At 63.0% G+C, this 12,263-nt stretch carries 13 protein-coding genes; 11 read left to right on the top strand and 2 right to left on the bottom strand.

Annotation, left to right across the window (positions count from 1 at the left end; all coding sequences use genetic code 11):
• The first annotated feature begins 128 nt into the window (after window positions 1-128).
• Window positions 129-503, top strand: a complete 375-nt coding sequence (locus XH93_RS33995; RefSeq protein ID WP_246799372.1) for an anion permease — start codon at window positions 129-131, stop codon at window positions 501-503.
• A gap of 89 nt (window positions 504-592) precedes the next feature.
• Here the strand turns inward: XH93_RS33995 and XH93_RS33990 are convergent, their stop codons facing one another.
• Both XH93_RS33990 and XH93_RS33985 read right to left on the bottom strand, forming a co-directional pair.
• Complete coding sequence (locus XH93_RS33990) at window positions 593-1,177, bottom strand: ANTAR domain-containing response regulator (protein ID WP_139484842.1); 585 nt, start codon at window positions 1,175-1,177, stop codon at window positions 593-595.
• Window positions 1,174-2,337 carry a transporter substrate-binding domain-containing protein gene (locus XH93_RS33985; protein WP_139864368.1) on the bottom strand — a complete coding sequence of 388 codons (1,164 nt, stop codon included), beginning with the start codon at window positions 2,335-2,337 and terminating at the stop codon, window positions 1,174-1,176. Before XH93_RS33985 ends, XH93_RS33990 begins: the two co-directional genes overlap by 4 nt.
• Here XH93_RS33985 and XH93_RS33980 point away from each other — a divergent pair.
• The 10 genes from XH93_RS33980 (at window position 2,321) to XH93_RS33935 (ending at window position 12,257) form a co-directional block, all read left to right on the top strand.
• Window positions 2,321-2,476 (top strand): hypothetical protein, encoded by a 156-nt coding sequence (locus XH93_RS33980; protein ID WP_194470821.1) that lies wholly within the window; start codon window positions 2,321-2,323, stop codon window positions 2,474-2,476. The two genes, XH93_RS33985 and XH93_RS33980, sit on opposite strands and share 17 nt — an antisense overlap.
• Before the next feature lie 278 nt (window positions 2,477-2,754).
• Window positions 2,755-4,155: an amidase gene (locus XH93_RS33975; protein ID WP_194470820.1), complete on the top strand. Its 1,401-nt coding sequence runs from the start codon at window positions 2,755-2,757 to the stop codon at window positions 4,153-4,155.
• A gap of 20 nt (window positions 4,156-4,175) precedes the next feature.
• Window positions 4,176-5,174, top strand: coding sequence for an acetamidase/formamidase family protein (locus tag XH93_RS33970; RefSeq protein WP_194470819.1), 999 nt, complete (start codon window positions 4,176-4,178; stop codon window positions 5,172-5,174).
• Between the two features lie 58 nt (window positions 5,175-5,232).
• Window positions 5,233-6,447: an urea ABC transporter substrate-binding protein gene (locus XH93_RS33965; RefSeq protein WP_139484846.1), complete on the top strand. Its 1,215-nt coding sequence runs from the start codon at window positions 5,233-5,235 to the stop codon at window positions 6,445-6,447.
• A 122-nt stretch (window positions 6,448-6,569) separates the two neighbouring features.
• Entirely contained in the window at window positions 6,570-7,436 is an 867-nt protein-coding gene (locus XH93_RS33960; protein ID WP_194470818.1) for a branched-chain amino acid ABC transporter permease, read from the top strand.
• Between the two features lie 15 nt (window positions 7,437-7,451).
• A complete protein-coding gene (locus XH93_RS33955) occupies window positions 7,452-8,522 on the top strand; it encodes a branched-chain amino acid ABC transporter permease (RefSeq protein WP_194470817.1) in 1,071 nt (356 codons plus the stop codon).
• 2 nt (window positions 8,523-8,524) lie between these two features.
• Entirely contained in the window at window positions 8,525-9,244 is a 720-nt protein-coding gene (locus XH93_RS33950; protein ID WP_194470816.1) for an ABC transporter ATP-binding protein, read from the top strand.
• Complete coding sequence (locus tag XH93_RS33945) at window positions 9,234-9,944, top strand: ABC transporter ATP-binding protein (protein WP_139484850.1); 711 nt, start codon at window positions 9,234-9,236, stop codon at window positions 9,942-9,944. The genes XH93_RS33950 and XH93_RS33945 overlap by 11 nt, the downstream gene beginning before the upstream one ends.
• A gap of 65 nt (window positions 9,945-10,009) precedes the next feature.
• The gene (locus tag XH93_RS33940; RefSeq protein ID WP_139864361.1) at window positions 10,010-10,771 is read left to right on the top strand and encodes an SDR family NAD(P)-dependent oxidoreductase; all 762 of its coding nucleotides are present in this window, start codon (window positions 10,010-10,012) and stop codon (window positions 10,769-10,771) included.
• 82 nt (window positions 10,772-10,853) lie between these two features.
• Window positions 10,854-12,257 (top strand): amidase, encoded by a 1,404-nt coding sequence (locus XH93_RS33935; protein WP_194470815.1) that lies wholly within the window; start codon window positions 10,854-10,856, stop codon window positions 12,255-12,257.
• Window positions 12,258-12,263 lie beyond the last annotated feature (6 nt).

Raw genomic sequence — 12,263 nt, 5'->3', positions numbered from 1 at the left:
CGATGGCGCACCAAGCCCAACGCTCTCGCGAAGGCTCACGACGAACCGAGTGAGACATAGGCGGCACCGCAAGCGCCCTATGCACTTTTGAGCGGTAGGCAAAGAAGAGCGATGTGCCCCGATGTTCAGTGAGTGCAACGCATCAATGGTTGGTTTCGGCCTTATCGCGTGCGGCGACGCTCGTTCCGATCGGGATCGGGTTGACCGAGGCTGTTGGCCTTCCGCGCAGCAGTCAGATCGGCAAGGCCATGCTCCTTCTCGCTTGGATTCTGCCGTCGGTGACCGGACTAGGCGTGCTCACCGGAGCTGCACCCAATCCGGTGATGGTCGATTTCCTGACCGGAGCCGGCCAGGTCCAGGTCGGCTACGTCGACTGGCCGCTCTATTGGTTTCCCTACACCGTGCTTTTTTCCATCGGCCTCTATTTTCTGGCGACCCGGCTCTTCAGGTTCGAGTTCCCAGAACTACCCGGCGGCAGTGACTACATCGCACCGCCACCTTGACGCCGGGAATAATTTGCGGCCCGGCCCGAACCTCGGCATCGGGTCAGCCGACACAGTCGGTTGTGTGCCGCCCGAGATCGAGCGCTGGTCTAGCCGGCGCGAGGCAGGCAGCCGTTCATGGTGATCTCCGCAGAAATTTCCTCGATGGTCTTGCGCTGCTCCATGGCGGTTCGCCGAATTAGTGCAAATGCGGCCGGCTCCGCCAGCGCACGAGAGTGCATGACCTGAAGGACGGCAGCTAGCACAATCCGGCGCGAGCGAAGACGCTGTTCAAGCTTGAAGACCTGCTGCTTCAGCTCGTTGGTGCGCTCGTTCTTTTCCAATGCCATGACGAGCGCAGCGTAAATGCCAGCCGAGCGCAATGGCTTGATCAGGAAGGATGCCGGATCTAGCTCAAGCACCAGCTTCAGGCGGCTGGGCGTCTCGGTGCCGACCAACGCGATGATTGGGCATCCGGCAAGGAACTTGCGCTGTGCAGGCGAGGCCAGCGGCAGGAATTCATCGTCGACCAGCGCGATATCAGGGCGGCCGCCGATGACGCCGCCGGGCTCCGATGCGACGATGTCGATGCCGAGGCGTTCGAACTGACGTTTGACGATCGAGGCGTCGCGTTCGTCCTTGATGACAAGGAGCGCCTTGCGCCCGCGCAGCGAAAATGAAGACGGCTTGCTCATTTCACCACCCGCAAATGCGGCGCATTCGGCGAGGCTCCGTCCCTTGCGGGACTGACGGCGACGTCGAGCTGCGTCAGATAGGGATCAGGCTTTACCGGTGCGTCAGCTTCCCAGAAGATATCAAACTGTCCATCGGCGTTGGACACGGCGAGCCGCGGCGTCAGGACGCAATGATTGTTGCCGCCGTCGATCCACACCGGGCCCTGCGGCGAATTGTAGCGAAATCCGGCAGCGGCGCGTCTGACCTCGCCGATGTTGGACGCGCCGGCGCGCTGCAGCGCGCGCGCCAAGAGATAGACCGCGACATAGGCCGATTGGCCGTCGACGGAGGGACTGCTGTCGTCGCCATAGCGCGCCTTCCAGCGTGCGACGAAGGCGCGGTTCTCGGGCAGGCGAATGCTTTCGAAATAGGCCGATGAGGTGATGCATCCGGCCGATGCGGATCCGACGATCTTGAGCTCAGGCTCGCACAGGCTGCAGCTCAACATCGGGATGTCGAGGCCGGCCGCCGTGGTTGCGGCGTGAAACGCGCGGATGAAGTCGTAGCTCGAGCTGCCGACCAGCGTGTTGAACACCACCGGCGGCCGGCGGCGCACAATCTCGTCGACGATGTGTCCGACCGCGCTTTCGCCGAGCTCAAGCAGCCGTTCGGCGACAATTCGCCCGCCCGATGCGGTGACCAGCTCGCGGGTGACCCGATTGGTCTCCCAGGTCCAGACATAGTTGGAGCCGACACAGAATATCTCGCGCGACAAATTGTCCAGAACGTAACGCACCAGCGGCAGCACGTTATGGTTGGGTGAGGCGCCGACATAGATGACGTTGTCGGAGCACTCGAAGCCCTCGTATCGCGCGGGATACCACAGCAGACGATCCGTGCGCTCAACGATTGGCAACACCTGCTTGCGCGAGGCCGAGGTGTAGCAGCCGATAATGTGCTCCACGCCGACGTTGCGAATGAGGTCGTCGCAGACCGTGTGATACTCCGCAATGACGCCGCGCGGATCGCGGACATGGGCGGTAACGGTGAAGTCGAACTCGGCCTGGTTGTTGATCTCGTCGACCGCCATCAGCGTGCTCTTCAGGATCTCGCGTCCCATGGCCTGATAGGGCCCGTGCTGCGAGCAGATGATGCCAACTGGAATGGACGGCTTTGTCATTGAAGGCCTTCGGCGGCGAGGGATGCAGGAAACCATCTTCGCCGATGCCGGTGCAAGAGGTCATGCCGAATTGCTGCGCATGCACATCGCGAAATTTGTGCAGCTCGCCTCGTTGACAATGCGCCGGACACTTCCTTAGAATTTTCTCCTACGGGTTTCCTGTCGAACCTTGCGTGCGTCGATCCGGCCGATGACGTCCTGGTCCCTGCACTAAGTGCTCCGTTCGATCCTGGACCCATGCGATAGATCATAGCCGCGGCATTAGAGCCATTCGCCATCTCGTTTCCGAGGTGCGGGTGGCTTTTTTCTTTTGCTGCCAAACACATTGGCGATGCATCCGTGTCGCCAAGCCGGTGGTGCATGCGCGGTGATTGGCCCGCCTGCGCTTGCGCCGGATTGAGCGCGGGGATGAATGCGATGGCGACCACAGATCTTCACTATCTCGGACTGGTTGAAGTCGGGCAGCAGATCCAAACGAAGAAGCTGTCGCCCGTCGAGGTGACGAAGGCGGTGCTCGAACGGATCGGGCAGCTCGACGGTAAGCTCAAGAGCTATGCCCATGTGATGGCCGATGCGGCGCTCGCGGCGGCGGCCGCGGCCGAGAAGGAGATCGCGTCGGGCAAGATCAAGGGGCCGCTGCACGGCGTCCCGATCGCGATCAAGGACCTCTGCTGGGTCAAGGGTGCGCCGGCGGCGCATGGCATGATCATTCACCGCGACTTCCGCCCGAGCGAGGATGCCACCGTGGTGGCACGGCTGAAGGATGCCGGCGCGGTCATCCTCGGCAAGCTGCAGCAGACCGAGGGCGCTTACGCCGATCATCACCCGCAGATCGACCCGCCGCAGAATCCCTGGAACGCGGATCTGTGGTCCGGCGCATCCTCGAGCGGCTCGGGCGTCGCTACTGCGGCGGGCCTGTGCTTCGGATCGCTCGGTACCGATACCGGCGGATCGATCCGCTTTCCATCGGCCGCCAACGGCATCACCGGGCTGAAGCCGACCTGGGGGCGGGTCAGCCGTTACGGCGCGTTCGAACTCGCTGCGACGCTGGACCACATCGGGCCGATGGCGCGCAGCGCTGTTGATTGCGGCGCGCTGCTCAGTGTGATCGCAGGGCAGGATCCCAAGGACACGACGTCGGTGCCGCTGCCCGTGCCGGACTATCTCGCCGGCCTGTCCGGCGACCTGCGCGGCGTGACCATCGGCGTCGACCGGCGCTGGACCAGCGAAGGAACCGACGAGACCGCGAGCAAGGTGCTCGGCGAAGGTTTGCGCGTTGCGGCCGATCTGGGGGCGAAGATCAAGGACATCACGTTCCCCGATCCCAAGGCCGTGATCGAAGACTGGTTTCCATTGTGCGGCATCGAAGTCGCCGTCGCGCATGAAGCGACCTATCCCGCGCGCAAGGACGAATACGGGCCGGCGCTCGCTGGCCTGCTCGACCTCGGTCGGCAGCAGTCCGGCATGGACTATCAGAAGATCGTGCTGCGGCGCGAAGCGTTCCGCGGCGCGGTACGGCTGCTGTTCGAAACCGTCGATCTCATCGCGGTTCCGGCCCAAGCGTTTGCCGCACCTACGCTCGCCAAGATGGCGGCGCTCGGCGAGGACGCCTCGCTCATCGCGGGGCTGCTTCGTTTCACTTGTCCGTTCGACATGACCGGGAGTCCGACGGTGACACTGCCGGGCGGTTTTGCGGCGAACGGCGGGCCGGTCGCTTTCCAGTTCGTCGGCCGTCATTTCGAGGAGGCGGGCCTCGTCCGCGCTGGCGATGCGTTCCAGCGCGTCACCGACTGGCACAAGCGCCATCCCGGTATCTGAGAGCTTGAGGAGCTATTCGCATGGGCGCAGAAGACTGGTTGAAGAATTCGATCATGGCGAAGCGGGCCGTCGCCAAGGGCGCGACCGGCACGACCCATGGTTTGACGATCGAGCAGCAGGGCGGGTTTCACTACGTCTACGGCCCATACGCGAAGCCGACGCTGTCGATCGATCCTGGCGGGGTGGTCGTCGTCGAAACCGAAGATGCTTTCGGCGGCGTCATCACCAGCGAGAGCGACAGCCCAACGGCAAAACTGAACTTTCCGTACCTGAACCCGCAATGCGGACCGATCGCGGTCAAGGGCGCCAAGAAGGGCGACTGCCTCGCTGTCTACATCCGCGACGTCGAGACACGCGGCGCGCAGCCGGCAGGAACGACCTGCATCATTCCGGAGTTCGGTGGGCTGGTTGGCACCGCCGCCACGGCCATGCTCAATTCGCCACTGCCTGAACGCGTCAAGAAGCTTCATGTCGACCGCAACGGGGTGCGCTGGAACGACAAGATCACGCTGCCGTACGAGCCGTTCATCGGCACGATCGGCGTCTCGCCGGAAATCGAGGCGATCTCCTCGCTGCAGCCCGACTATCACGGCGGCAACATGGATCTGCCCGACGTCGCGCCTGGCGCGATCATCTATTTTCCGGTGCACACCGAAGGCGGGCTGCTCTACGTCGGCGACTGCCACGCCACGCAGGGCGACGGCGAGCTCTCGGGCGTCGCGATGGAGCAGCGTGCAACTGTGACGCTGCAGATCGACCTGATCAAGAACTGGAGTTTTGCCTGGCCGCGGCTCGAGACGCGCGACTTCATCATGACGATCGGCAGCGCGCGTCCGCTCGAGGATGCAGCGCGCATCGCCTATCGCGAGCTCGTGCGCTGGATGGCGGCCGACTACGGCTTCGACGAGATCGACGCCTACATGCTGCTCAGCCAGGCCGGCCGCATGCGGCTCGGCAACATGGTCGACCCCAAATACACGATGGGGGCGTCGATCCTGAAGAATTACCTCAAGGCGTGACTTCAAACATCCTTCAACGACAGGGGATTTCGCGATGTATTCGGGGCGACTAGCTGGAATGGCTTTGCTTGGTGCAATGCTGGGGACCGCGGCAATTGGTGCCGCTCAGGCGGCCGAGCCGCCACTGAAGATCGGTCTGCTCGAAGACGTCTCCGGCGACCTGGCATTCATGGGCATGCCGAAGCTGCACGGCTCGCAGCTTGCGGTCGAAGAGATCAACAAGAGCGGCGGCATCCTCGGGCGGCAGATCGAATTGATCCATCTCGATCCGCAGGGCGACAATGCGCGGTACCAGGAATTCGGCCGGCGGCTGCTCAACCGCGACAAGGTCGACGTGCTGATCGGCGGCATCACCTCGGCCTCGCGCGAGGCGCTGCGGCCGATCGTGGATCGCACCACCACGCCATATTTCTACACCAACCAGTATGAGGGCGGGGTCTGCGACGCCAGCATGGTCAGCATGGGCGCCGTGCCCGAGCAGCAGTTCTCGACGCTAATTCCGTGGATGGTCCAGAAATTCGGCAAGAAGGTCTACGTCATCGCCGCCGACTACAATTTCGGCCAGATCTCGGCGGAGTGGAACCGCAAGATCATGAAGGATCTCGGCGGCGAGGTGGTGGGCGAGGAGTTCATCCCGCTCGGCGTCTCGCAGTTCGCGCAGACGATCCAGAACATCCAGAAGGCCAAGCCGGATTGGTTGCTGACGATCAATGTCGGCGCTGCGCAGGACTCGTTCTTCGAGCAGGCCGCCGCGGCAAACCTCAATTTGCCGATGGGCTCGTCGATCAAGGTCATGCTCGGCTTCGAGCACAAGCGGTTCAAACCGCCGGCCCTCAATAACATGCATGCCACCGCAAACTGGTTCGAAGAAATCGACACGCCCGAAGCCAATGACTTCAAAAAGCGCTGGCACGCCAAATTCCCGGACGAGCTCTACATCAACGACATGGGCTACAACGCCTACAACGCGCTCTACATGTACAAGACGCTGGTCGAGAAGGCGAAGTCGATCAAGCTCGAGGATATGCGCAAGGTGATCGCGGCGGGTGATGCCTGCATCGACGCGCCCGAAGGCAAGGTCTGCATCGATCCGAAGAGCCAGCATACCTCGCACCGCATGCGCCTGATCTCGGTCGGGCCCAAGCATGAGGTGACCGTGGAGAAGGACTACGGCACGATCCAGCCCTACTGGCTCGGCGAGATCGGCTGCGACCTCACCAAGAAGAACGACAAGGATCAGTACACGCCGAGCCATCTTCCGAACAAGTCGTGACGCGCGGCGGGCACGGATCTTGCTGGCGTCACGCGTGACAGCCGTGTCAGGTGTGTCAGATGTCGCGACCTTGAACCACGCCGGCGCCGCGATGATGCGGCGCCGCGAATACGGAGACCAGGATGTCGGCTGAACTCTTCTCGGTATTCTATCAGTTCGCCGACGTCTTCGCGTTCCTGATCCTCTCGGCGGCGGGCCTTGCCATCGTGTTCGGCATGATGGGCGTCATCAACATGGCGCATGGCGAGTTCATCATGTGCGGCGCCTATGTGACGGTCGGCCTGGTGAATCTCGGCGTGCCGCTGCCGATCGCCCAGATCCTGGCCGCGCTGACCGCGGGCATCATTGGCGTTGCCGTCGAATTTCTCATCGTGCGGCGCTTCTACAAGCGTCCACTCGACTCGCTGCTCGCGACCTGGGGCCTCAGTCTGATCGTCACGCAGTCGATGCTCCTGATCGTCGGCTCTGCGGTGCGGGGCATCGGCACGCCCGAGGGAAGCTTTGCGATCGGCGAATACACTTTCTCGACCTACCGGCTCATCTTGTTCGGCTGCGCGGTGGCGGTGCTGGCCGGGCTGTACATCATCTTCATGAAGACCCGCTTTGGCGTGATCGCGCGTGCGACGATGCAGAACGCGGCGATGGCGAAGGCGCTTGGGGCGCGCACCGGGCGAATCTACTCCATCAGTTTCGGCATCGGGACGGCCCTCGCGGGGCTCTGCGGGGCACTGTACGCCCCGACCATGACGCTGATCCCGACCATGGGCGCGACCTTCGTGGTCGAGAGCTTTGTCACCGTCGTGATCGGAGGCGCGAATGTGCTGCTCGGAACCGCGCCGGCCGCGGTGTTCCTGGCGATGATCCGAATGGCATTGAATGCGAGCTACGGCCAGATCATCGGCCAGATCGGCATGCTGGTTGCCGTCATCCTGATCGTTCGTGTTCTGCCTGAAGGACTTTCCAGCGTATTGGTTCGGCGTGGGCGCTAGACGGGAATTCTCTTGATGTTGAAACTGCTTGAAGGCCCACAGACCCTCGGACGGGGAAAGATCTTCTGGTCCTGCTTCCTCGCGGTGCTGGCGGGCGCGCTGATCTATCCGCTGTTCGCCGATTCCTATGATGTCGGCAACTTCTCCTACTTCCTGATCTGGATCTTCATGGCGCTCGGCCTGTGCCTGATGTGGGGCTATGGCGGTATGCTGTCGTTCGGCCAAACCTTGTTTTTCGGCGTCGCCGGTTACGGATACGGCGTGCTGGCGATCAACATGGGCGGTGGCACGATGACGATCGCCGCGCTCGTCCTTTCGGTCATTGTCGCGATGGTTGCGGCCGGAATTCTCGGCTACTTCATGATCTGGGGCGGCATCAGCGGCATCTTCTTTGGCATCGTCACCCTCTCGGCGACGCTTGTCCTCGCCTTCTTCCTCGGACAGACGGCGGGGCCGGAATGGCACATCGGCACCGCGCGGCTGAACGGCTTCAACGGCATGAAGGGCATGGATCCGCTTGCCGTCGGCGACTTCTATATCGAGGGTTCGGCGCTCTACTACGTCATGATCGCCCTGATCGTGATCGTCTACGTCGCGCTGCGCATGCTGGTAAATTCAAGCGTCGGCAACGTGATCGTGGCGACGCGGGAAAATCCGCAGCGCGCCGAGATGCTCGGCTACGACGTCCGCAAGTATCAGCTTCTGACCTTCGTGATCGGCAGCGGCCTCGCCGGCCTCAGCGGCGCGCTGTACACCTCCTGGGGACAGTTCATCACGCCGTCGAGCATCGGCCTCCCGGCGGCGGCCATGCCGATCGTGTGGGTCGCATTCTCCGGACGCAGCGATCTGACCGCGACGCTGGTCGGGTCCTTCCTGTTGCTTTTCGGCTTCCAGACCATCACGATCTACAGCCAGCAGGCGGCGCTGGTGCTGATGGGCGCGTTGCTCCTTGCCACCGTGATGCTGGCGCCGCAAGGCTTTGTGCTCGGCATCGGCAAGCTTGTCGTCGATTGGTGGACCAGGCGCCGCCGGCCTGACTCCGGCCCCGCGCTGGCCGCCGGCCGCCTCCAGTCGGATGAGACCTGACCATGGCGCTTGTCGATGTGCAGGGCGTATCCAAGCGCTTCGGTGGATTGACCGCCGTCTCCGACGTCGATCTCACCGTCAACACCGGAGAAATTCATTGCCTGATCGGGCCCAACGGGGCCGGGAAAAGCACGCTGTTCAAGCTGATCGTCGGACTCTATCCGCCGACCAAGGGCAGCATTTTCTTCGATACTGTCGATATCACCAACGAGCGCCCCCATGCCCGCGTGCAGCGAGGCATGAGCATCAAGATGCAGGCGCCAAGCGTGTTCAAGGAACTGCCGGTGCGGCAGAATATCCAGATTGCACTGCAGGAGCGCTTTTCTGGTGCGGAGCGCAGCGCCGAGGAGGACCGTCTGCTGACGCTGCTCGATCTGGCGCCGGACAGCGGCAAGCTCGCGGGCGCGCTGTCGCACGGCCAGCAGCAGTGGCTGGAGATCGGGATGGCGCTGGCGCTCAAGCCGCAGCTCCTGCTGCTTGACGAGCCGACGGCCGGCATGTCGCCGGAGGAAACCTTCAAGACCGGCGAGCTGATCAAGTCGTTCAATTCAGAGGGAATGACGGTTCTGGTCGTCGAGCACGACATGGCGTTTGTGCGCCAGGTCGCGCAGCGGGTGACCGTGCTGCACCTCGGCAAGATATTTGCCCGCGGCAGCCTGGAGGCCATCCTGCAGGACGAGAAGGTCGCGGAAATCTATCTGGGTAAGGCCCATGCCCACTGATCGCATCCTGGACGTTTCGGGACTCTGGGCAGGTTACGGCGCGACGCCGATCCTGCAGGGCGTCAGCATGCAGGTCGCACGCGGCGAGATCGTCGGCGTGATCGGCCGCAATGGCGTCGGCAAGTCCACCCTGATGCGCTGCCTGATCGGACTGCTGCAGACCTGGCGTGGCACGATCACCTTTATGGGCCGGGACGTGACCCAGCTCGAGGCCGACGCGCGGGCGCGGGCCGGCTTCGGCTATATTCCACAAGGCCGCGACGTCTTTCCGCAAATGAGCGTCGAGGAGAACCTGCAGGTCGGCGAACTGATCGGCGGGCCCGACGGAAAGAAGTTGCCGGAATTGGTCTATGAGTATTTTCCGCGTCTGAAGGAGCGACGGCGGCAGGCGGCCGGCACCATGTCGGGCGGTGAGCAGCAGCAGCTCGCCATCGGACGTGCGCTGATCGGCAATCCGGCCCTGATGATCCTGGACGAACCGTCCGAGGGCATCCAGCCGTCAATCGTGCAGCATATCTGCGACGCGCTGAAATCGTTCAGGGACGAACTCGGTACCACGATCATCTTCGTCGAGCAGAATCTCGACACCATCCTGGCGATCGCCGAGCGCTGCTACATCATGGAGAAGGGTAAGATCACGCGGTCGCTGGCCGGCGAGCAGGTCGATGCGGACAATGTCCGCGCCCAGCTCTTGCTCTGACAGGCCGCGGCGGCATGGCCGGGAATCGCGCGCTTTAAAGTCGACAATAAATGGAGGGAACGGACATGGATCTGGGACTCAAAGGAGCAAAGGTTCTCGTCACGGGCAGCACCAAGGGGATCGGTCGGGCGATCGCCGACACCTTCGCCGCCGAAGGCGCCGATGTCGGCATTTGCGCGCGCAACCAGGCCGATGTGGATCGCGCGGTCGCTGATATAAAGGCGAAGGGCGTTGCGGCGTTTGGCGGTGCGGTCGACGTCTCCAACGGCCCGGCGCTGAAAGCCTGGGTCGGCGATATGGCCTCGAAGCTCGGCGGCATCGATGTCGTCGTCGCCAATGTCAGCGCGCTGTCGATCGGACAGGACGAAGAGAGCTGGGAGAAAGAGTTCTCGACCGACATGATGGGTACGGTGCGGCTGGTCAACGCCGCGATGCCCTATCTGGAAAAGAGCAAGGCTGCTGCAATCGTCACCATCTCCAGCGTGTCGGGCCGTGAGGTCGACTTTGCGAGCGGCCCCTATGGGACCTTCAAGGCCGCTATCATCCATTACACGCAGGGCCTGGCCTACCAGCTTGCCAGCAAGAGCATTCGCGCGAACTCGGTGTCGCCGGGAAATACCTATTTCGAGGGCGGCGTCTGGAACATGATCAAGGACGGGAATCCCGAGCTGTACAAGACCGCGCTGGCGCTGAACCCGACGGGGCGAATGGGTACGCCGCAGGAAATGGCGAACGCCGCCGTATTCCTTGCCAGCAAGGCGGCGAGCTTCATCACGGGGACAAACCTCGTGGTCGACGGCGCCTTGACCCGTGGGGTGCAGTTCTAGGCGCTTTGACGCGACGAGGAGCGCGACCGCGCCGACGACGGCGCGGCCGGTGATGATATTTTCAATAGCAGCAGGGCGTCAGATGTCAGCGGATCCATTGCATTACAAGTCGATCACCGAGATCTCGGAGTTGTTCCGCCGGGGCGAACCGCTGTCGTCGGAAGTCACCGCAGCGATCCTGAGTCGAATCGCGAAGCTGGACGGAAAATTCCACGGTTACGCTACCGTTCTTGCGGAGCGAGCGATGGCGCAGGCGGAGCGTTGCGACGACGAAATCGGCAGGGGCATTTGGCGCGGTCCGTTGCACGGCGTTCCGATCGGGTTGAAGGACCTCTGCTACACGACATTTGCGCCGACCGCGGGCGGCACGACGATCCACGCCAACTTCGTGCCGTCCTTCAATGCCACGATTGTCGATCGGCTTGAGCGCGCCGGCGCTGTCACGCTCGGCAAGCTCAAGATGACCGAGGGGGCCTATACCAGCCATCATCCCAACGATCAGGCGCCGCTCAATCCCTGGAATATCGACTATTGGGTCGGCTCCTCGTCGAGCGGTTCTGGCGTGGCGACGTCGGCGGGCCTCTGCTACGGCTCGATCGGCAGTGATACGGGAGGCTCGATCAGGTTCCCGTCGGCGACCTGCGGGTTGACCGGGATCAAGCCGACCTGGGGCCGTGTCAGCCGGCACGGCGTCTTCCCGCTGGCCGACTCGCTCGATCATGTCGGGCCAATGTGCCGGAGCGCGGCCGACGCCGCAGCGATGCTCGGTGTCATCGCGGGTGCGGACATCAACGATCCGACGACCTTGCGAGCGCCGGTGCCGAACTATCTGGCCGGACTCGGGGACGGCATCCGTGGCCTGAGGATCGGGGTCGATCGCAAATATACCCAGGAGGGAATTGACCCTCAGGTGGTGGCGGCCTTGAAGGATGCCGAGCGCATGCTTGCGGATCTCGGCGCCGACATTCGCGAGATCAAGTTCCCGGCCTACGAGAAGCTTGTCAGCATGTGGATTCCGATGTGCTCGATTGAGACGGCGGAGGCTCATCTCGGGACCTATCCGTCGCGCAAATCGGAATATGGCCCCGACCTCGCGCAACTGATCGAGCAGGGACGGTCGATGAGCGGCATCGAGATCGCCGCCGTCCACCATGAGCGGCTGAAGTTCAGCGGCAGCCTGGCTGCGTTGTTCGGGGATATCGACCTTCTGCTTATCCCGACGATGCCCGTGCCGATCCCGACGCTCACCAAGATGGGCGAATACGGCGCCGACCCAAATGTGCTGCTGAGCATCCTGCGCTTTACCGCCGTGTTCGATTTCAGCGGCAGCCCGACGATAACCCTGCCGATGGGCCTTGCTTCGGACAATATGCCCTTGAGCATGCAGCTGGTCGGCCCGCATCTGTCCGAAGACGTGCTTGCCCGGGCCGGCCACGCATTTCAATCCGCAACCGACTGGCATACCCGCCGTCCGCCGCTCGACTAAAACCTG

This window comes from Bradyrhizobium sp. CCBAU 51753 (genome assembly GCF_015291565.1).
Lineage (GTDB): Bacteria > Pseudomonadota > Alphaproteobacteria > Rhizobiales > Xanthobacteraceae > Bradyrhizobium > Bradyrhizobium ivorense.
This window is presented reverse-complemented; position numbering and strand designations above follow the sequence as displayed.